Below are 19,752 nucleotides of genomic sequence, written 5' to 3'. Positions count from 1 at the left end.
GTATCCTAGCGAAAAGTTAAGGACACGTCACTAGAATTGTTCTAAGTGAAAAAGATGTCCGTAGCGTGAGGAGCTAATATTAATGACCGTGCTTACCAATGCTTTAGAAATTCTCAAGCAAACCAGTCGGACTTTCTATATCCCCATTGTTCGTTTACCGGGACAGTTGCAAGCAGCAGTAGCATCAGGCTATCTATGTATGCGGGCAATTGATGAAATCGAAGATCATCCCCAATTAGATAACTCAACCAAAGCCCAACTTTTACGTCAAATTAGTCTTCAACTCCAGCAAATCGTTAATCATTCTTCTGCTGGTACTATTGCTCAGAGCTTATCTAGTTATCAAAATATTCTGCCCGAGGTAACACTTCGTCTTGACGAATGGGCAAGTCTAGCGCCAGAAACTATCGCACCTCGAATTTGGGATGCTACTGCTGCTATGGCGGATCGCATGGCTTATTGGGCAGAAAAAAATTGGCAGATTGAAACAGAAGTAGAGCTAGACCGTTATACTTTTAGTGTAGCTGGTGCAGTCGGATTGTTACTATCAGATTTGTGGGCTTGGTATGATAACACCCAAACTAATCGTACTTACGCAATTGGGTTTGGTCGCGGTTTACAAGCGGTTAATATTATTCGTAATCATAGTGAAGATCTAACCAGAGGAGTCAATTTTCTACCCCAAGGTTGGAATAAGGAAGATTTGCAAGTTTATGCTCGTCGGAACTTACATTTAGCCGATCTATATACTAAACAATTAAAACCTGGTCCTGCCTTAGATTTTTGTCAAATTCCTTTAGTTTTAGCCCACGGAACTTTAGATGCGATCGCAATGGGCAAAGAAAAACTTAGTCGTAGCGATGTTCTGACCATAGTTCAACAATTTAAGCAAATTAAATCAGCCTAAAGCTGAACTAAAAATTTTTTTGCTCTTGTTCCCCAGTTTCTTTTCTCTTACTCTACCAATAAATTTTATCTATGTCTAACTACTCAACGACAGTTGTAATTAGATAATCATTAGTTATCGACTCAACTGGTATAGCTTAGTATATATAAATCGTGCTTAGTATCTCAATTTGCAATGAAAGCTCAACGTACTCGTTCTCAAGAGCGCATTCTTCAGTTACTCAAAAATGTTAAAAGAGCAATTTCTGCCCAGGATCTTTATATCAAACTACGTAAAAGCAACCAAAATATGGGGTTAGCCACTGTATATCGTTCTTTAGAAGCTCTTAAACTTCAAGGAGAAATACAGGTACGTACTCTACCTAATGGGGAATCAGTTTATAGTTCAATTCATCAAGACCAACATCATCTTACCTGTGTTAATTGTGGTAATTCAATTCCCATTGCTGAATGTCCTGTTCATGATCTAGAACATCAGCTAGAACAGTCTCATCATTTTAAAGTGTACTATCATACTTTAGAATTTTTTGGAGTTTGCGATCGCTGTCAATTAGCTCAAGATGCTTAAATCAATTTCTGAAGCTTTTTCTCTGAACTAAATCGTCTGGAAGCCATGTTTGAAAGTCCCGACTCATGTAACAATAGTAAGGTTGCTTAAAAACTGCACTTAATTATTAAATTTACATAGTAGATCATTAAGAGAGAGAGACAATATGAAAATTGGCGATCGCGTTCGAGTTAAAGAATCCGTAGTCGTCTATCACTATCCTCAGAAGAAAAAAGAACCCTTCGATCTCAAAGGGATGGAAGGGGAAATTGTTGATATTATGATTAATTGGCAAGGAAGACAAATTAGTCCCAATTTACCGGTGCTAGTTAAATTTGATAAAAAATTTAAAGCTCACTTTCGCGAAAATGAATTAGAAGTGCTATAAACTATGCCAAATTTTCCTATTTTTAGGCTCTACCAAGTTTAGAGCATTGTATCTTCATGAATTATTTCAGTATAAGTTAATCTAGCTAATTGAGAATCAATTCGACTAGCGAATGCTCATCGATGCTGGGGGTCTATCAACTCGACTAAGGCCATTTTGACGCAGAATATTCACTGCTCTGGCGTATTGAGGATCGGCATCTGTTCCAATTAAAGCAGGATTGGTATTGAGTGTAATTTGGTCTTGTTTGCTTAAATCCACCTCAATATTAGGTGAAATACCTTTATGATTAATATCAATTCCACTCGGAGGATAGTAACGAGCAATAGTTACTGCTAATCCCGAACCATCAGATAGAGAATGAACTGATTGAACCGTTCCTTTTCCATAAGTACGAGTTCCAACCAGTGTAGCACGACCATTTTCTTTTAATGCGCCTGCTAAAATTTCACTAGCACTAGCAGAATATTGATCGATCAAAACTACTAAAGGCAATTGTGTTAAAGCTTTTCCATCAGCCGAAAACTTTTGATTACCACCTTTACGGTCAATAGTGCTAACAATTGAGCCTTCTTCAAGCCACATTCGGGCAATTTCTACCGAAGAAAACAATAATCCGCCTGGATTACCTCTCAAATCCAAAATAAAGCCTGAAGCTTGCTGATTACTTAATTCTTCAATGGCTTTTTTCATCTGTTCAGCAGCATGAGAACTAAATTCATCTAGCTTGATATAGCCAACTTTGAGTTGATCTTCTTGATTGAGAGTGTAATTAACCGAAGGTAATTCTATTTGTTCTCGAACTAAAGTTACGTCAAAAACCTTTTGATTAGGTTTAGCAATTTGCAAACTAACTTCTGTGCCTTCGTCTCCTTTAATTGCTTCTGAGGCTTGCTCAATACTCATTAAAGCAGTAGGCTTACCATTAATCCGTAAAATTTTGTCTCCTGATTGAATTCCTGCTTTGGCAGCAGGAGAATTTTTGATTGGTTCAACTACGGTTAAGTCATTGGTTTTTTCATCAATAGTTAAACGAATCCCAACACCTGATAATTCTCCACTAGTTTGATTCGTTAATTCTTCAAATTCTGCGGGGTCAAGAAAACGAGTGTAGGGGTCTCCCAGGGTTTTTAACGATCCTCTAATGGCTTGATAGGCTTGTTTGCGATCGCCATAGGTTTTTTTGAGTAATTCTTGGCGTTGTTTTTGCCAGTCAATATGATTAAATTCTCGGTCGACAAACTCATTGTTAACAATTTGCCACACTTCATCAACAACAGTTTTGGGACTATCTTCTAAGGCTGCTTTGACTGAAGAGTTAGCATAGGCAACAACCAAAGAAGCTGTAACTAAAGTACCAATAAATTTCGTCGGCACAAGTTTACCTAACCTAATAAAAGAATTTTTACGAGACTGAGAGGGGGGGTTTAGCCCTTGACCATGAGAAGATTTTTTAAAAGACTGATTCATGAGCAAAATTAGTAATATTTATACAATTAGGTGCAACCCATGAAGGCAGTGGAATAAAAACAGCCGTAGCAGCTTTTTCCTCTTAAAACAGTTAATTAAGTCTAAGACTATCGGCTGGAGATGAAAATTTCGGTAAGGTTTTTTTTTGGATAGTATTGTACAAGAGAATTTTCCGAGTTTGATCTATTACACCAACAGTCTGCTTGTTAATTAATAATATGCCTAATACCTAATATTTTAAATATTACTAAATTTTATTTGGTTTCACCTGATCAATTTTGCCACTTTAAAAAGTCCAACAGAATTTGTTGATGAATCTTACCTAGTGGTTGATTGCCACCTGCTTTTTCTGAATAAGCATAACCAGCGTGAAGATCTTCTAAACTTAATAACCGTAAATCCCAGCCTTCTCCCAAAATTAAAGTATCAATTGCTACTTCTAAAGGTGCGTGAAAAACGTGACGAATCACTTGAGCATCAGCATAGGCGCGAAATTTAATCGGATTGACGATTTGATAATTAAGTTCTTCGAGTATTTCTCGTTTTAATCCTACTTCAGGAGTTTCGTCTGCCTCAAGATGACCACCAAATAAACCCCAATGTCCAGGATACTTAATCTCTGGAATATTATCTCTCAACTGCATTAAAAATTGCTCGTCTTGATGGAAAATAGCTAAAGCAACAGCAATAGGTGAGTGATTCATTTTTCTAGCTGTTTTAACTCGACGATATAAATTTCCTTTAATGTTTGTTGTGCGATAAAAATCATGTCGGATTGAATCTCTCCTTGAATCAAAATTTGTTCGCCTGGTTGAGGAAGGTTATAGTTTGTCACAACCCAAACACTGCCACTCGCATCTTGAAGTTGATAAGCACCACTATCCAAAAAAGGAGCTTGCTTGAGTACTTTTCCCTGAAGATAAACTTTTGCTCCGGTTTGTTTTTGGGCAATTTTCGCGATCGCAACAGGAGTTTGAGTGAGTTGCTGACAACTGCCTAATCCAAATCCAGTAGTCAAAAACATACCCACAATTAATAATCTATTAAGATAAAAGGTTTGAATTTCTCTGTTGAGGAGAAGCATCTTAAGATATCCTAAATTAAGAGAAAAAACTATCAATCATCTCCAGCTTAACTTTTATTTAATTATTCAACCCCATGCCTGCTCAAACAGCCCAAATTCTTGATGGTAAAGCTTTAGCTCAAAAAATTCAGCTTCAGTTACAAAATCAAGTGCGATCGCTACAAACTAAAATTGGTCGTCCTCCAGGTTTAGCGGTGTTAATGGTAGGAGATAATCCCGCTAGTGCGGTTTATGTTCGCAATAAAGAAAAGTCTTGTCATAAAGTGGGAATTGCTTCTTTAGGAAAGCATTTTCCAGAAAATACTTCTCAAGCAGAATTAGAACAGGTTATTCAACAATTAAATCAAGATGAGCGTGTTGATGGAATTCTGGTTCAATTACCTTTACCCAAACACCTAGATGCTGTTTCTTTACTGCATACTATCGCTCCCCATAAAGATGCTGATGGACTTCATCCAGTTAATTTAGGTCACTTAGTTCGTTCTGAAACTGGTTTGCGTAGTTGTACGCCTGCTGGGGTGATGAAATTATTGCAAGAATATCAAATTCCTCTAGCAGGAAAAAAAGCGGTAGTTGTGGGCAGAAGTATCTTAGTCGGTAAACCTTTAGCATTGATGTTACTAGAAGAAAATGCCACGGTAACGATTGCTCATTCCCGTACTCAAGATTTAGTTGGTGTCTGTCGAGAAGCAGATCTTTTAATTGCAGCCGTAGGTAAACCACAATTAATTACCGCAGCAATGGTTAAACCTGGTGCGGTAGTGATCGATGTTGGTATCAATCGTGTTGAAGATGAGCAAGGCAAATCTCAATTAGTAGGAGATGTAGATTTTGAGGCAGTTGCAGAGGTAGCTCAATATATAACTCCTGTTCCTGGTGGAATTGGTCCGATGACGGTGGCGATGTTGTTACAAAATACTGTTACCAGTTATAGTCGCACTTTTGGCATTGCTTGAGTTTTGAATAATACCTAAACGGCAAACAACACCACTCAATTTCTACATTATCGATTTTTCTTTCTCATATTCAGTGATAATAAATGGAGTTTCTAGAATAACTTGGTATCAACTACCTAGTTTCTACATTGCTCTCTGGTTAACTACGCGAGAAAGATTTCGATTTCGACTAGAGCGGTGTTGTTTTGAGATGAGACAGATGTTAGATTAAACAGCTTTGTTTTTCCTCTTCTTAGTTTTTAGTTTACTTGTATGTACATTTTGGCTGTTTGATCTGCCAGATGAAGCTTTCTTTTAGCTTCAATTATTAATGTAAACCATTTTATTTTTAATGCCTAGAATTAGTAATCAAAATTCATTATTAAATGATTAATTACTGCATTTTTTAATAAAGATTGTTAACTATTTTTAATTAAAGTTGCTTTCAGTTAATCAATATTTCTTGCTGTCGGGAAACTCAAATCAATTTTCTTTGTCTATACTGAGTGAACAAAAAATACTGGCAGCTATGAAAAAAAAACTCACCTACTGCTTATTGATAGCTACTTGTGGAGTTCTGTTGTGGTTGGGATTAATTAGTCAAAAACCAGCCACTAGTCTAGCAAAAGATACTCAAATTCTCCATATTCTAAATCGTCTTAGTTTTGGGCCTACAGTTGAAGAAATTGAGCAAGTCAAAACCAAAGGAATTGAATCTTTTATTCAATCTCAACTATCTCCTGGTTCAATTCCAGACTCATCACAATTAACTAGTTATTTGGGCAAGTTGGATACTCTGGCAATGAGTCCAATCGAACTATTTCAACAATATTCTCCTAGTGAACTTTTAAAAGATGCTAGAGAAAGAAACTTGTCCAAGGAAGAAATCAATAGATTACGTCGCAAAAGAAAAATTGTTAAAGAACAAGCCATTAATGCTCATTTAGCTAGAGCGGTTAATTCTCCTCGTCAGTTGCAAGAAATAATGGTGGATTTCTGGCTGAGTCATTTTAACGTTTATGGACAAAAAAATCTGACCGATATTTGGATTGCAGATTATGAAAATGAAATTAGAGAGAATGCCTTGGGTAATTTCCGAGATTTACTAGAGGTAACTGCTCGTCATCCAGCCATGTTGGTTTATTTAGATAATGAATTGAATACCGCTCCTAATAGTCCAGGAGCAAGAGATAAATACAATGGTTTAAATGAAAACTATGCTCGTGAGTTAATGGAACTTCATACTCTAGGAGTAGATGGAGGTTATACTCAAGCTGACGTAATTGCCTTAGCAAGAATTTTGACTGGATGGGGTATAGATCGTCAACAAAAATTTAGTAGTGATGAGAATGGCTTTTTCTTTTTTGAAAGGCGTCATGACTATGGCGATAAGGTTTTTCTCGGTCAAACTATTAAAGGAAGTGGTATTACTGAAGGCGAACAAGCTCTAGATATTTTGGCTACTCATCCGTCTACGGCTCATTTTCTTAGTTATAAGTTGGCACAATATTTTGTCGCAGATCAACCACCATCAAGTTTAGTAGATCGACTGGCACAAAAGTTTCTGGCAAGTTCGGGAGATATTAAACAAGTTTTGAACACTCTGTTTCACAGCGAGGAATTTAATGATCCTCAATACTATGGCCAGAAATTTAAGACACCATACCAGTATTTAGTTTCTGTAGTTAGAGTTAGTGAGATTAAAAATCCCGACTACAAAAGATTAAGAGGAATGTTAAGTCAGTTAGGGATGCCAGTTTATGGTTGTGCCACTCCCAATGGTTACAAAAATACACAAGAAGCATGGCTAAACCCTGATGGAATGTTAAATCGAGTTAGTTTGGCAACTGCGATCGCTAGAGGTATTTTAACTCAAAAAGAGCCTATTAGTGGGGAGATATTAGCAAAAACCATCAGTAAAAGTTTTTCTCAGCACACTAAGCAAGTAATTAACCAAAGCTCAGCCAAAATGCGTGCAGCTTTAATGTTGGGTAGTCCAGAAATGATGTATCGTTAATGGGAAATTAAACAGATGATCAACAGAAGAAGGTTTATCGAAACAAGCACTTTATTGGCAGCAGGAATGATTTTTCCTGTGGGTTGGCATAGTTGGGTAGCTAGAGGAGTTGCTCAAAATATTCCCGCTCGTAAAAAGTTAATCGTAATTTTGTTGCGGGGAGCAGTTGATGGACTGAATGTAGTTGTTCCTCATCAAGATCCTGATTATTATGAAGCTAGACCAACAATTGCTATTCCCTATCCTGGTGAACCAGAAGGTGTCCTTGATTTAGACGGTTATTTTGGATTGCATCCTGCTTTGGCAGATTTAATGCCTTTATGGAAAAATAAAAGTCTAGCTTTTCTTAATGCTTGCGGTTCACCTTTAGAAACTCGTTCTCATTTTGATGCTCAAGATTATCTTGAGAGCGGTACGCCTGGACAAAAAAGTACTTCTGACGGTTGGATGAATCGTTTATTAGCTTGTTTGCCTAAAAAAAGTCCGATTCAAGCCTTAAATGTTGGTAATACTACACCAAGAATTTTAATGGGTTCGATGCCAGTTGCTACTATAGCTCCAGGAAAAGGTTCTACTCGTCCTTTAGCGGTGGATCATACTGCGCTTGGAAATGCTTTTAAGAGTTTATACGCTCAGAGTGATACTTTAAGTAAAACCTATCAAGAAGGTGTAGAAGCTAGAGAAATTATTTTAACTCAGCTTAATCAAGAAATGATGTCAGCTTCTCGTGGTGCGCCTTCAGCAAATCAATTTGTCGATGATGCCAAAAAAGTAGCTCAGTTGATCGCAGGAGATGCTAAAACCCAATTAGCATTTATGGCAATTGGTGGTTGGGATACTCATATTAATCAAAAAGAGTTTTTAAATCAATCTCTCAAATCGTTAAGTAAAGGTTTAGCTACTTTAGTTAAAGGTTTAGATTCGGTTTATCAAGATACAGTAATTATGGTACTGTCTGAATTTGGTCGTACTGTTAAAGAAAATGGTAACGGAGGTACAGATCATGGACATGGAAATGCCGTCTGGTTGTTGGGTGGCTCTTTGAAGGGTGGTAAAATGTATGGAGAATGGACTGGTCTGGCAGAGTCTGTCTTGTATCAAGGAAGAGATTTACCAGTTACTACAGATTTTCGTGAAGCGATCGCAACTGTTTTGACACAACATCTACAATTACCAAAGTCTCAATTGACCAAGATTTTTCCTGGTTATCAAACTACAGAAACATTAAATTTTTGGAGTTAAATTTAAATAATTTTATCTGTCCAAATACTTTTATTTTCATCTTGATAAAAGCGGTAATATAGTTGTTCATCTTTAAAAGAATGTTCATCACTGATGTGGTGAATAATTTTTTTATCAATTAATTTTTTTCCTACATTAACTGCTTCTGTTCGCGAAATTTTAAGATTTTCTACTAGCCAATCTACAGCTTCATTACCTAAAAAACAATGATGATATAATTTGAATTTGTCGCGACGAGTTTTAATCTTTACTCCTTGTTCTCCTCTCATTTGGTCGGCTACTTTAATTAAATTAAAATTGTGAGGATTGACTTGGCTTTTTTCTTCTATTTTACTTGGGGTATCGTTAACAGATTCAGCAGGTTTGAGCGGTTTAAAACGATTATCTTCAATCCAAAGAGTTATCGCATTTTTTTCTTTGACAATTAAGGTAGGAATTTCAATATTTTGATTATCTAAATATTGTTCACGACACTCTTTAATTGCAAGATCTAATTCTTCTTCTGTATAAGATTTTACTTTAATAAAGACATTTCCCTGATAAGTTAGTCCAGATGCTTGTTTACTTTGTCCTGCAATTTCGGCACTAACTTGATAGTATTGAACTTGGTCTGCATCTAAAATTAACATATCAATAATTTATAAATAAATAATTAATTAATGAGCTTCGGCTTTTCTTTCTATTTCGACAATTTCTGTATATTCAAATTGGTTGGAGCTTGATTTAACTAGAGGATAATTAATTTGATTCAATTTTAACCAATCTTCCTCACAATTAGGTTTAGATGAGTTATAGATTAACACGTACTCCTTGCCAATGTAATCTGTAATTTCCGCTTCTACTTCACCACGCCATTGAGTTTTAGTTACTAAAACAACTAATTGATTGGCTAATTGAGGAAGAGATTTGGCTACTTGTCTACGATAAATTTCATCTAAACTACCAAAAGGAGAATCCATCACAATTGGAAAAGTGCTACTATCAAGTCCCATAAGTGTGTTGCGTTGACTCCATTCTCGGACGCGATCAATAATCGCACCAATAAAGGATAAACTAAGAATTTGATTTTCACCAGTAGAAGCTGCCACAATAGTCGGTTGTTCTAAAATATTATCTTCTAAGGTTAATTGATAATCTAAATTGAGTTTTGGGATGTAGGGAGTAAAGGAAATAGATTTAAATATTTCTTGAATTTTTTGTTCAAGAGAAACTCGAAATTGCTTTTCTAAACGAAGTCTAACTTCAATTAATCTTTGAATTGCTTCTTGAGTTGCTGTAATCCTTTTTTTTGCTAAATTCTGTTTATTTTCTTTCAGTTTATGTCGTTCTATTTGTTGAGTTAATTCTTCAAGATTTTTGCGATCGCTACTAAGTTGTTGTTGATTTACTCCTTGTTCTAAAGTTAGTTCTTTAATTTTTTCTTCAATGAATTCTAAGTTTTCTTGATATTTTTGAATATCACGGTCAGGATAGTTACGTAGTTGCTTATTGATTCGATCTAGTTCGTTTTCGATTTTAGCTATTTCGGTATATTGATGATTGATTTGATGTTGTAGTCGATCAACTTGTTGCCAAAATTCTGTTAGTTGAAGTTCAAATTGATTGACCTGAGTTTCGAGACGAATAACTGATTCTTCTAGTTCAGTTGTTTCAGATTTATTTAACCAACTATGAACTTGATGATAAGCTTGAGTATCTGGTTGAAGTTTTTCTCCACAAATACAAGTTTGATTTTCTAGTAATTTTTCAATAAATTCTCGTTTGATCCCACTTGATAATTGTCGTTCATTTCTTAATTGTTGAAGAAATTGAAAAAAGTTATTTTTGGTTGATAATAAAAAAACTAGATAGCCTTGACTAGAAACTAATTGTTTCAGATTGAGTTTGGCTTGGATTAAATTTTGTCTCGTTAATTGTTCTTGAGAAACCAATTTTTCTTTGAGCTTTTGTAGTTTTTCTGCACCACTTAATTCAAGTAACTGATGAGTAATTACTTTTTTTTTGGATTCTAATCCTTTAATAGTTTGGATAATTTCTTGTTGACGTGCGGTCAAGCGATCGCGTTCGGATTCTAGTTGGATTTGTTGTTGTAGCAATTTTTTGGTAGTTGAATCTCCAATCGCTTCTAATTCTTCTTGTAAGCTTTTTTTTGCTTTTTTAAGATGATCGATAGCTCGATCTAATACTTTGACTCCTAATAATTCTTTAGTATCTTCAGCAATATTACTATTGCGGTCTGCTCTAAAAAAATGATCGATTCTTTCTCCATCAAAAAAGAAATATTGATGCAAACTAACAGGTAAAATTCTTTCAATAATATCTTCCGCTGGTTCTACAGAAGGATACCAACGTCCATCATCGGCAGCAATTAAAATAAATAGTTTAGTTTGGTTAGATTGAATCTGATTTGTTTGAGTTTTTGTTGCATAACCTTTTCGTTTTAATTGATAACGTTTATATTCATGTTCAAATTGAATTTCCCCCCAAAATTCTACTGCTTGATCGAAATTAGCTTGCGCGATCGCTCTTTGATTAATTAACAATTCGGGAGCAGCAAAAGCTGCTGTAAATTTTTCGTATAGTACCCAAGTAAAGGCATTGAGAATAGTGGTTTTTCCTGAACCATTATTTCCATAAATAACGGTAGTATTTTTTTGTCCACTAGCAAATTTGATTATTGGAGTTTTTCCATAAAATTGTCTGAAATTACATAATTGTAAAGCGATTAATTTCATTGAATTACTTCTTTAATAATCTTGAGAATATCTTCATTGATATTTCTCGGTGCTTTAAGATCGAGTCGGTCTTTTTCTAATTGCAAGACTCGTTTGATAATCAATTGTATCTGAGGATCGGCAGTAGTAATTGGTTCTTGAATTTTATTTAAAGCAGATTTGACGTTCATTTCGTGTTTTTCAATTAATTTAATTGTAGAGACGTTCCATGGAACGTCTCTACTGGTAACTGATAACTGTTTGAAGAGTATTGATAAAGTTGGGATAGGAAATCGAAGCTGCTTCAGCACGATGAATAGTGGTTGTACCAGTAGCCCTTACAGATGCGATCGCTAGACTCATAGCAATGCGATGATCGGTGTAACTGTCTACTTCTGCCCCTGTTAAATCGTTACCGCCAGTTATTTCTAAACCATCGGGTAATTCAGTGATTTTTGCGCCCATTTTGTTTAATTCGGTCGCCATGACCGCCAAGCGATCGCTTTCTTTAACTCTTAATTCGGCTGCGTCTTTAATAATAGTTGTACCTTGGGCAAAGGCTGCTGCTACTGCTAAAATTGGGATTTCATCGATTAATCTGGGAATTAAACCACCTGAGATGGTACAAGCTTTTAAATTACTGTATTTGACTCTGAGATCTGCAACGGGTTCGCCTGCAACCATGCGTTGATTTTCTTGAGTAATATCCGCTTCCATCATTTCTAAAGCGTCTAAAATACCTGTACGGGTAGGATTAACTCCGACATTAGTAATTAGTAATTCTGAACCAGGTACAATTGCTGCTGCGACTAACCAAAAAGCAGCCGAACTAATATCTCCAGGTACAATTACTTTTTGACCAGTTAAAGTCGGCTTTCCTGTAATCGTCACGCTATTGGTTTCAGGATCGATCGCTAATTCTGCCCCAAAAGCCTGTAACATTCTTTCACTATGATCTCTAGATAAAGCTGGTTCGGTTACAGTGGTTTTACCTTCTGTCATCAAACCTGCCAACAGAATACAGGATTTTACCTGTGCAGAAGCAATGGGAGAATGATAGTTAATAGGTTTAAGGTTTTGTCCTTTTACTGCCAAAGGTGCAAGAGAATTGTTTTTTCTACCCCAAATAGTTGCGGACATTTCTGCTAGAGGTTTAATCACCCGAGACATTGGGCGCGATCGCAAGGAATGATCTCCTGTCACTACAAACAACCGATCAGGATGAGAAGCTAACAACCCCAACATCAACCGCATCGTTGTACCAGAGTTACCAGCGTCAAGGATATTTAGAGGTTCTTGGAGATTTCCCAAGCCAATGCCCTTAACTATTACTTTTTCGGTATTTAATTCTGAAATTTCTGCCCCCATCGCCCGAAAACAGCTAGCAGTACTTCTGGGATCTTCTCCCAATAACAATCCTTCAATGATAGTTTCTCCCGATGCGATCGCGCCTAACATTAATGCCCGATGGGAAATGGACTTATCACCAGGAATAGTAATCGTACCTTGTAGAGATAATCCAGAGGCAGGAGAAGTAATAACTAAATCTTGAGAGTGATTGTTAGTCGGATTAATCGCGATCGCTTTGTTAGACATAGATAATTAAAATTTAAATAATATCGCCTTCCTTACTTATTGTGAACCTTTAAATCTAAAAATCAAACAAGGAGAAAGTCACTATGATTGTTCATAAATTCCACTCTGCATCTCTGCCTTATTGTTTACCTACTTAAACAACAAAAAACCCCTAGTGTAAAGACTCAGGGGTGGTTTATGCTGATTACTTCAAATATTTTGAACTATTTTAAGAAACCCTTTAGCTTTTTACTATTACGAATGTGGTTAAGACCATAAATACCGCCTAACATCAGCAAACCAGTGGTAGGAGATACATCAAAAGGAACAGCAATTGTATCAGGAGCGGAAAAATTAGAGATAGTCACAGAAGCAGAGCCACCAATGTTGTCATATGTTAAGATACTAAATCCAAAAGTATCTCCAGTATTAACATGAAAGTCAGCTAAACCACCTTGAGTATTTGCTCCACTATCATCAGTTAGTTGAATTGGAGTACCATTTAATAAAAAAATAAATGGATCTAGCGAAGAAGCTATATCTAAGGTTAAATAATTCCAATTAAAAGATATAGTATCATTACTCACAGCAATAGTAGTATAATCAGTTGTTCCTGGAGTGTTTGATCCATTATTACCACCTGTCAAAGTAATAGAATTAGGTGTGGAAGATGTATTTACAAAACCATCAGCATCAGTATTAGTAAATGTCCAATTAGTAGGATCGTAAACACCTTGAAATCCACTGAGAGCGTGAGCATTCGATTGGATACTTAAGCTGACACCTACCGCTATCCCCACAGAAACCATACTTTGAGATAGCTTAGAAAATTTATTTATATTAGTAGTTACCATGCTAATACCTGAAACTTTACTGCAATAACTTTGATTAAACATAAAGAATTTATTCAATTAAGAAAATTACATAACTAAAATTATTTAATTTTTACTCACTTGCTTAACAATCACTACCGTATTCTTGCGAGGTTTTCTTATCCGTATATTTTTGAAAATTCAAATATTTATTTTGAATAAATTGTTTATTAATCCCAAAAATTATTTATTAATTAAAACCTCAATAAAATCCAAAAAACTTAATTAAATCAAACTAAATTAAATTAATAGTAATACTTCAATACTCTTTATAGTTTTTGTCCTGTACTTAAATTTAAAATATATAATTAAAAACAAGAAACCCCTAGTTTTAAAATCAGGGGTAATTCATGCTAATTACTTAAAACACTTTCAGCTATTTTGAGAAACCCTTTAACTTTCTGCTATTACGAATGTGATTAAAACCATAAATACCGCCTAACATCAGCAAACCAGTGGTAGGAGATACGTCAAAAGGAACTGCAGTTGCATCAGGAAAATTAGAGATTGTTACAACTCCAGGCCCAAAAACATTATCCACTGTAGAAATACGAAATCCAAAAATATCACCAGTATTAACATTAAAACTAGCTAAACCACTTTGAGTCTGCGCTCCACCTGAATTTGTTAGCTGAGTTGGAGTACCATTTAATAAAAAATTAAATGGATCCCAACTAGGACCATCTACGGTTGAATAATTCCAATTAAAAGCTATAGTACTATTACTAACCGCAGCAATAGTATAATCAGTTGTCCCTGAAGAACCTGAACCATTATTACCACCTGTCAAAGTAATGGAATTAGGTGCTGAAGATGTATTTACAGAACCATCAGCATTGGAATTAGTAAATGTCCAATTAGCAGGAGCATAAGCTCCTTGAAAACCACTGAGAGCATGGGCATTAGATTGGATACTTAAGCTTACGCCTACAGCAAGACCTGTTGCTATCCCTACAGAAGCAATACTCTGAGATAACGCAGAAAATTTATTTACATTAGTAGTTACCATGTCAATACCTGTAACTTTACTACAATAACTTTGATTAAATATAAAGAATTTATTCAATTAAGAAACTTACATAATTGAAATTATTTAATTCTTACTTACCTGCTTAACAATCACCACCGTATTCTTGCGAGGTTTTCTTGTCAGTATATTTTCGCAACTTTAACTATTTTTTTTAAATTTAAAAACCTTAATTTAATCTAATCGGGTTGAAAAACATCAATATAGCGGTTATCAGATTATTGAGATACAGTTCATTTCCCTGGTTTTTGTTAACGATTGATTATTCATCATTGATATTTTAATTAACCAAATATCTTCACCTAAGTTAATTTGCTTAATCTTCACAAATTAAAACAAAATACTTCTTGGCGTAGTAAATTTTCTGAGCTATAAACAACTCAGTTGATTTTTAAATTATTCAAACTTTTATGCTTAAGCATTATTCCCGAAAACTACGTAAAATTCTTAAATTAAAACCTAAAAAATCGGTTAGTTTCAAACAAGTTAACGAGGTAGTAGAGCAAAAATCCACAAAAATTATCAATTTGGTTGGTTATATAGTCTTATTTTTGGCTTTACTAGATTACACAGCTTTATTAATTAATGCGAAGTTGTTTAATCCTGTTTGGGGATGGGAAACAGCAGGTAGATTAGTAGAAACAGTTTGGGCTCCCCTACTTGGATTTTTACTAATTTTCTATCGTCGTCACCAAGATACGATTAAACCTAAAGAATTAACTTTATTATCTTTACTTTCTTGGTTTGCTCTTCTTTTAGGAATAATATATTTTTTAATTACTCCTGTTTTAATTGGTAATGCTTTTAGAATTAATCGGAATCAAGAAGCTCAATTCATTGGTCAAATCAATCAACAAAAAACTCAAGTTCAACAGTATAGTGAACAATTAAATCAAGCTAATAACAAACAACTAAATAATTTATTACAAACCTATCAACAGCAAGCTCCAGAAATTGCGGTTTCTTCTCCTCAGCAACTAAAAGAAAAATTACTGAATCAAATTCAACAAAAACAACAAACTGCCCAAAAACAACTACAAAATAATTTTAGTCAAGAAAAAATTAATCTGATTAAAACAACTTTTAAATGGTTAATTGGTGCAATTGTATCTGGGATAGCTTTTATTTTTATTTGGAATTATACAAAATGGGCTAGAGTTTTATAAAAAGCAGAAGCCAAAAGTAATGTATGGGCATTATTATTAAATATTTAGCTAATAACTCAAAAAACATTTAAATTTTTTAGATTATCTAGCCTCCTAAAAATGATTGAATTACGCAACAAAATCAAGCTTCAATATAATGGCTTTTGGTTATTAACTATAACTAGTTTATTAATTGCTTTAAATTGGTATATCGTTAAATACGATTCTGCCAGTTTAATTTTTTGGTGTGCAGCTTTATCTATTATCTGGCGCAATCGAAATAATTATTCTTTTGATAGCAATATTTTCTCTACTATTATAGGGCTGTTATTAATTACTTGGGTATTGCTTAGATGTATTTTGTTGTCTAATGAATACTCTGATATTTTGACTCGTATTTATCCTTTAGTTTCTGTTTTTGGAATTTGTTTTCTGGCAACTAAAATAACCAAAGTTACTCAGTATTGGCGAACAATTCTAATTGTTAGTTTAACAGGGATTCCTTTTGAGCATATTTTTAAATTGCTATCTCCCACTCAAACTATTTCTATTCTTGATGCTAAGATATCTCGATTAATACTTTGGTATCTCGGTTTTGATGTTACTCAAACAGATAATTTTGTTTTTTTACCTACAGGTTCAATTGAAATTGCAGGACGTTGCTCTAGCTTTAATTTGTTATGGCTAATGTGGCAATTTTGTTTAGTTATTTATTTGTGTTTTACTCTTAAAAAATCTCAAAGAATACTGCTTGGTTTTTGGGCAACTGTAATTGCTTTAGTTGTGAATGGAATACGCCTTTGTTTGATGGCTCTTTTGGTAGCAAATAATCATCAAGAAGCTTTTGAATATTGGCATGGTAGTAGTGGTGCAGAAGTATTTACGACTATTGCTATCTTATTATTTGCCTTAGTTCACTGGTTATTAAGTCGACAAAAACAACAGCAAAAAGAAGATTTGAGTAAATTATATGAATCATAAACATTGGCACAAAGCTAGACTTTTAATTTTAGGATGTTGTAGTTTAAGTATCTTTATCACCCTAGGAATTAAATTATTAGCTCAATCTTCCACCTACACATTTCCTAATAAATTTACTTCAGATCAATGGGAGTCAATCACAACTGACAAGATTAAATCTTATGGGAAAAATCTTCAAGGAAAACGTTACATACCAGAAACTTCTGTTAATAATCTTCTGGTAGAAGTGTTTTATATTTCTAACAATAATACAAGCAATCAAGAGCTAATTCAAAAATATCTAGAATTACAAACTGTTCCCAAAAATTTAACGGTTATTGAAAATAAAAACCTTGGTAATTATGCTTTATTTACTAAAGATAAAAAAACTATCTTAACTACTTGCATTCATCCTCAAGGAAAAACTGCTTTTACTTCTCAACAGTTTGCTCAACTTGCCAACCAAAATCTTAAACAAAACCTGTTACCTTGGTTTTTAGGTTTATCAGATTTGAGAGACTGGCGTTGTTTTTGGGTTAATATGTCTGTTTCTTTAGAAAACCTCACTGAAGAAGAAGCTGCAAATATCTTACAAACACACTTACAAACTTTGGTTGTACAAGTTATCCAAGAAGAAAAATAAAAGCCGTCGCAATAAAGATTAGGACACGCAATCTTGTAAAGGCAAATGGTCATTCGTCCCTACAATTTTTTAAGATTTTATCTTGTCTTAACCTATAGTTCGGTTGCTATAAATTGCATTTCAACCTGTACTTCTGCCCTCAACGAACTGCCTTCTATACAGACGTAACACGTCTCTACAATTATTTCTCAACCAGTAAATTTAGATGCGTAAAAGCTTACTAGATTGAGCGATGAGCAGAACGATAAAACGGCTTTTTAACAACCATCGCAGGATAGGTTTTTCCGCGAATTTCCACTTCTAATTTTTGTCCCACTTTACTTAAAGATTTTGGCACATAACCAAGAGCGATCGCTTTTGCTACTGTAGGTGCTAAAGTACCACTAGTTACTTCTCCTACCATTTCTCCCCCAGAAATAATTGGATAACCGTGACGTGCGATATATCTGCCTTCCATCTGCAACCCAACCAAGCGACGTTGTACTCCTGCCTGTTTTTGTTGTTCTAATACTTCTCTACCGATAAAGTCTTCTGGTTTATCCAAATGAACTAACCAACCCAAACCAGCTTCTAAAGGGGTAGTTGTTTCATCAATATCCTGTCCATACAAACACATGGCTGCTTCTAAGCGCAATGTATCTCTAGCACCTAAACCACAAGGAATAACTCCCGCCTCACTAAATTTTTGCCACAAGCTTTTGCCTACTTCTGGTTCAACCATAATTTCAAAACCATCTTCTCCTGTATAGCCTGTTCTAGCAATAAAGGCAGGTTTTCCTTCAATTTGTACTTGTTGATGTCCAAAAACTGCTAAAGAATTTAAATCACTATCTACAAAGGGTTGTAAATAAGTAACGGCTTCTGGCCCTTGAAGCGCAATTAAAACTTTTTCTTGAGAAAAATCTGTCAATTCAACCGAACTACCAGCTAAATGCTTCAATAACCACTGTTTATCTTTCTCTGTAGTGGCAGCATTAACAATTAAAATTCCCTGTTCTAAATCTTGCTGCTTACCTTGATAATAAAAAATAATATCATCAATAATTCCTCCTTCAGGATTCAGTAAAACTGTGTATTGTGCTTGATTTGGTTCTAGTCTACTCAAATCAGAAGGAACTAAAGCCTGTAACTGTTTAATTAAATCTTCTCCTTGTAAACCAAATTTACCCATGTGGGAGATATCAAACATTCCTGCTGTGGTACGAACTGCATGATGTTCCTGTTTTAACCCACCATACTGTACTGGCATTTCCCAACCAGCAAAAGAAGTAAATCGTGCTTGTTGTTGCTGTGATAGTTCAAATAAAGGAGTACGTAACCAAGATAATGTTTCCATAATGTTAATTCTTCATCTAAAATTTTTGTTAAGCTTAAGGTTTGTTTAATAAAATTTTTAAAAAAGTTTAAATGATCAATACCTCAATCAGCATACACACCACTTCAATTTTGTGAGCATTTTATTTTTAACTCTGGCAAGTTTTAGTAGTTGGTTCATCAGCACTTTAGCAGGAGGTGGCACTCCTTTAATCCTAATTCCTTTGATTGGATATTTTTTAGGTTCGACTGCCGTACCTCCAGTTTTAACTATAGTCATGCTATGCGGTCATCCTCAACGCCTTTTTCTTTATTGGGACAAAGTCAATTGGCAGTTGATGTGGTGGTATTTACCAGGAGCAATCATTGGCGCAATCCTTGGTGCATTAGTTTATACTAAAACTCAAATTGAATGGTTACCGATTTTATTAGCATTATTTTTAATTACCTCAACCATGAGCTATAGTATCAAAGGAGATCAACCTACCTTTCAAGTTCGTCCTTGGTATTTTCTGCCTTCAGGCTTAATTTTTGCCTTTTTTTCAGGATTAATTGGCAGTACTGGCCCGATGTTAAACCCGTTGTATCTCAATTATGGGTTAGTTAAAGAAGAAATGATTGCTACCAAGTCTGCTCATTTGTTAGTCGTTCATTTGGTTAAAATTATTACTTATGCTTGTTTGGGAGTGTTAAATTTCCATTATTTAGAATATGGCTTACTGATGGGAATTGCTGCTTTTCCTGGTAATTGGATTGGACAAAAAGCATTAAAAAGAGTTAGTGAACAGAGATTTCGCCAGTTAGTCGTTGGATTTGTTCTTTTAAGTAGTATCTTAATTCTTTGGGAACAACGACAGTTTTTCTGGTTTGGGTAAGATTATTTATATCAGTGACCAGTGACCAATCAATAATC

At 34.8% G+C, this 19,752-nt stretch carries 20 protein-coding genes; 10 read left to right on the top strand and 10 right to left on the bottom strand.

Annotated elements, in window-relative coordinates; all coding sequences use genetic code 11:
- The first annotated feature begins 82 nt into the window (after window positions 1-82).
- The 3 genes from STA7437_RS08225 to STA7437_RS08215 all read left to right on the top strand — a co-directional run bounded on the left by STA7437_RS08225 (window position 83) and on the right by STA7437_RS08215 (window position 1,841).
- The gene (locus STA7437_RS08225) at window positions 83-907 is read left to right on the top strand and encodes a squalene/phytoene synthase family protein (RefSeq protein ID WP_015192921.1); all 825 of its coding nucleotides are present in this window, start codon (window positions 83-85) and stop codon (window positions 905-907) included.
- A gap of 174 nt (window positions 908-1,081) precedes the next feature.
- On the top strand, window positions 1,082-1,474 hold the full coding sequence (locus tag STA7437_RS08220; RefSeq protein ID WP_015192920.1) for a Fur family transcriptional regulator: 393 nt from the start codon (window positions 1,082-1,084) through the stop codon (window positions 1,472-1,474).
- Window positions 1,475-1,619: 145 nt separating this feature from the next.
- Window positions 1,620-1,841, top strand: a complete 222-nt coding sequence (locus STA7437_RS08215; RefSeq protein WP_015192919.1) for a ferredoxin-thioredoxin reductase variable chain — start codon at window positions 1,620-1,622, stop codon at window positions 1,839-1,841.
- Window positions 1,842-1,946: 105 nt separating this feature from the next.
- Here STA7437_RS08215 and ctpB read toward each other — a convergent pair whose 3' ends face one another.
- The 3 genes from ctpB to STA7437_RS08200 form a co-directional block, all read right to left on the bottom strand.
- Entirely contained in the window at window positions 1,947-3,311 is a 1,365-nt protein-coding gene (ctpB, locus tag STA7437_RS08210) for a carboxyl-terminal processing protease CtpB (protein ID WP_015192918.1), read from the bottom strand.
- Window positions 3,312-3,583: 272 nt separating this feature from the next.
- Window positions 3,584-4,015 (bottom strand): NUDIX hydrolase, encoded by a 432-nt coding sequence (locus tag STA7437_RS08205; RefSeq protein WP_015192917.1) that lies wholly within the window; start codon window positions 4,013-4,015, stop codon window positions 3,584-3,586.
- Window positions 4,012-4,395 carry a hypothetical protein gene (locus STA7437_RS08200; protein ID WP_015192916.1) on the bottom strand — a complete coding sequence of 128 codons (384 nt, stop codon included), beginning with the start codon at window positions 4,393-4,395 and terminating at the stop codon, window positions 4,012-4,014. The genes STA7437_RS08205 and STA7437_RS08200 overlap by 4 nt, the downstream gene beginning before the upstream one ends.
- Window positions 4,396-4,469: 74 nt before the next feature.
- Here STA7437_RS08200 and folD point away from each other — a divergent pair, with 74 nt between their 5' ends.
- From folD to STA7437_RS08185, 3 genes are all read left to right on the top strand, one after another.
- Window positions 4,470-5,351 (top strand): bifunctional methylenetetrahydrofolate dehydrogenase/methenyltetrahydrofolate cyclohydrolase FolD, encoded by an 882-nt coding sequence (gene folD, locus STA7437_RS08195; protein WP_015192915.1) that lies wholly within the window; start codon window positions 4,470-4,472, stop codon window positions 5,349-5,351.
- Between the two features lie 508 nt (window positions 5,352-5,859).
- A complete protein-coding gene (locus STA7437_RS08190; RefSeq protein WP_015192914.1) occupies window positions 5,860-7,347 on the top strand; it encodes a DUF1800 domain-containing protein in 1,488 nt (495 codons plus the stop codon).
- Window positions 7,348-7,362: 15 nt separating this feature from the next.
- Window positions 7,363-8,589, top strand: coding sequence for a DUF1501 domain-containing protein (locus STA7437_RS08185; protein WP_015192913.1), 1,227 nt, complete (start codon window positions 7,363-7,365; stop codon window positions 8,587-8,589).
- Between the two features lie 2 nt (window positions 8,590-8,591).
- On the opposite strand, the gene STA7437_RS08180 is transcribed toward STA7437_RS08185, so the two are convergent.
- From STA7437_RS08180 to STA7437_RS08160, 6 genes are all read right to left on the bottom strand, one after another.
- Window positions 8,592-9,218, bottom strand: a complete 627-nt coding sequence (locus STA7437_RS08180; RefSeq protein ID WP_015192912.1) for a DEP domain-containing protein — start codon at window positions 9,216-9,218, stop codon at window positions 8,592-8,594.
- Window positions 9,219-9,245: 27 nt separating this feature from the next.
- Complete coding sequence (locus tag STA7437_RS08175) at window positions 9,246-11,324, bottom strand: AAA family ATPase (RefSeq protein WP_015192911.1); 2,079 nt, start codon at window positions 11,322-11,324, stop codon at window positions 9,246-9,248.
- The gene (locus STA7437_RS26525) at window positions 11,321-11,494 is read right to left on the bottom strand and encodes a hypothetical protein (protein WP_015192910.1); all 174 of its coding nucleotides are present in this window, start codon (window positions 11,492-11,494) and stop codon (window positions 11,321-11,323) included. The genes STA7437_RS08175 and STA7437_RS26525 overlap by 4 nt, the downstream gene beginning before the upstream one ends.
- Window positions 11,495-11,543: 49 nt before the next feature.
- Entirely contained in the window at window positions 11,544-12,899 is a 1,356-nt protein-coding gene (gene aroA / locus STA7437_RS08170; RefSeq protein ID WP_015192909.1) for a 3-phosphoshikimate 1-carboxyvinyltransferase, read from the bottom strand.
- A 203-nt stretch (window positions 12,900-13,102) separates the two neighbouring features.
- Window positions 13,103-13,732, bottom strand: a complete 630-nt coding sequence (locus tag STA7437_RS08165; protein ID WP_041619880.1) for a PFE-CTERM domain-containing protein — start codon at window positions 13,730-13,732, stop codon at window positions 13,103-13,105.
- A 394-nt stretch (window positions 13,733-14,126) separates the two neighbouring features.
- Entirely contained in the window at window positions 14,127-14,759 is a 633-nt protein-coding gene (locus tag STA7437_RS08160) for a PFE-CTERM domain-containing protein (RefSeq protein ID WP_015192907.1), read from the bottom strand.
- A 428-nt stretch (window positions 14,760-15,187) separates the two neighbouring features.
- On the opposite strand from STA7437_RS08160, the gene hpsJ-A reads away from it, so the two are divergent.
- The 3 genes from hpsJ-A to STA7437_RS08145 all read left to right on the top strand — a co-directional run bounded on the left by hpsJ-A (window position 15,188) and on the right by STA7437_RS08145 (window position 17,525).
- Window positions 15,188-15,943 (top strand): HpsJ-like protein, cyanoexosortase A-associated, encoded by a 756-nt coding sequence (hpsJ-A, locus tag STA7437_RS08155; RefSeq protein ID WP_015192906.1) that lies wholly within the window; start codon window positions 15,188-15,190, stop codon window positions 15,941-15,943.
- 99 nt (window positions 15,944-16,042) lie between these two features.
- Window positions 16,043-16,903 (top strand): cyanoexosortase A, encoded by an 861-nt coding sequence (gene crtA / locus STA7437_RS08150; protein ID WP_015192905.1) that lies wholly within the window; start codon window positions 16,043-16,045, stop codon window positions 16,901-16,903.
- A complete protein-coding gene (locus STA7437_RS08145) occupies window positions 16,893-17,525 on the top strand; it encodes a hypothetical protein (RefSeq protein ID WP_015192904.1) in 633 nt (210 codons plus the stop codon). The genes crtA and STA7437_RS08145 overlap by 11 nt, the downstream gene beginning before the upstream one ends.
- A 220-nt stretch (window positions 17,526-17,745) precedes the next feature.
- Here STA7437_RS08145 and gcvT read toward each other — a convergent pair whose 3' ends face one another.
- Window positions 17,746-18,861 (bottom strand): glycine cleavage system aminomethyltransferase GcvT, encoded by a 1,116-nt coding sequence (gcvT, locus tag STA7437_RS08140; RefSeq protein WP_015192903.1) that lies wholly within the window; start codon window positions 18,859-18,861, stop codon window positions 17,746-17,748.
- A gap of 112 nt (window positions 18,862-18,973) precedes the next feature.
- On the opposite strand from gcvT, the gene STA7437_RS08135 reads away from it, so the two are divergent.
- A complete protein-coding gene (locus STA7437_RS08135; protein WP_015192902.1) occupies window positions 18,974-19,714 on the top strand; it encodes a sulfite exporter TauE/SafE family protein in 741 nt (246 codons plus the stop codon).
- The last annotated feature ends 38 nt before the right edge of the window (window positions 19,715-19,752 follow it).

Source organism: Stanieria cyanosphaera PCC 7437 (assembly GCF_000317575.1).
In the GTDB taxonomy this organism is placed as follows: domain Bacteria; phylum Cyanobacteriota; class Cyanobacteriia; order Cyanobacteriales; family Xenococcaceae; genus Stanieria; species Stanieria cyanosphaera.
Note: the sequence above shows the minus strand (reverse complement) of the source record. Positions and strands in the feature narration are given on the sequence as shown.

Excerpts from the sequence above, each read along its gene's own strand:
- STA7437_RS08145 (WP_015192904.1), top strand. The coding sequence starts at position 16,893 with ATGAATCATAAACATTGGCACAAAGCTAGACTTTTAATTTTAGGATGT.
- STA7437_RS08215 (WP_015192919.1), top strand. The coding sequence starts at position 1,620 with ATGAAAATTGGCGATCGCGTTCGAGTTAAAGAATCCGTAGTCGTCTAT.
- folD (WP_015192915.1), top strand. The coding sequence starts at position 4,470 with ATGCCTGCTCAAACAGCCCAAATTCTTGATGGTAAAGCTTTAGCTCAA.
- STA7437_RS08225 (WP_015192921.1), top strand. The coding sequence starts at position 83 with ATGACCGTGCTTACCAATGCTTTAGAAATTCTCAAGCAAACCAGTCGG.
- gcvT (WP_015192903.1), bottom strand. The coding sequence starts at position 18,861 with ATGGAAACATTATCTTGGTTACGTACTCCTTTATTTGAACTATCACAG.
- STA7437_RS08205 (WP_015192917.1), bottom strand. The coding sequence starts at position 4,015 with ATGAATCACTCACCTATTGCTGTTGCTTTAGCTATTTTCCATCAAGAC.
- hpsJ-A (WP_015192906.1), top strand. The coding sequence starts at position 15,188 with ATGCTTAAGCATTATTCCCGAAAACTACGTAAAATTCTTAAATTAAAA.
- STA7437_RS08220 (WP_015192920.1), top strand. The coding sequence starts at position 1,082 with ATGAAAGCTCAACGTACTCGTTCTCAAGAGCGCATTCTTCAGTTACTC.
- STA7437_RS08200 (WP_015192916.1), bottom strand. The coding sequence starts at position 4,395 with ATGCTTCTCCTCAACAGAGAAATTCAAACCTTTTATCTTAATAGATTA.
- aroA (WP_015192909.1), bottom strand. The coding sequence starts at position 12,899 with ATGTCTAACAAAGCGATCGCGATTAATCCGACTAACAATCACTCTCAA.
- ctpB (WP_015192918.1), bottom strand. The coding sequence starts at position 3,311 with ATGAATCAGTCTTTTAAAAAATCTTCTCATGGTCAAGGGCTAAACCCC.
- STA7437_RS08185 (WP_015192913.1), top strand. The coding sequence starts at position 7,363 with ATGATCAACAGAAGAAGGTTTATCGAAACAAGCACTTTATTGGCAGCA.
- STA7437_RS08175 (WP_015192911.1), bottom strand. The coding sequence starts at position 11,324 with ATGAAATTAATCGCTTTACAATTATGTAATTTCAGACAATTTTATGGA.
- STA7437_RS08180 (WP_015192912.1), bottom strand. The coding sequence starts at position 9,218 with ATGTTAATTTTAGATGCAGACCAAGTTCAATACTATCAAGTTAGTGCC.
- STA7437_RS08165 (WP_041619880.1), bottom strand. The coding sequence starts at position 13,732 with ATGGTAACTACTAATATAAATAAATTTTCTAAGCTATCTCAAAGTATG.
- STA7437_RS08160 (WP_015192907.1), bottom strand. The coding sequence starts at position 14,759 with ATGGTAACTACTAATGTAAATAAATTTTCTGCGTTATCTCAGAGTATT.
- STA7437_RS26525 (WP_015192910.1), bottom strand. The coding sequence starts at position 11,494 with ATGAACGTCAAATCTGCTTTAAATAAAATTCAAGAACCAATTACTACT.
- crtA (WP_015192905.1), top strand. The coding sequence starts at position 16,043 with ATGATTGAATTACGCAACAAAATCAAGCTTCAATATAATGGCTTTTGG.
- STA7437_RS08190 (WP_015192914.1), top strand. The coding sequence starts at position 5,860 with ATGAAAAAAAAACTCACCTACTGCTTATTGATAGCTACTTGTGGAGTT.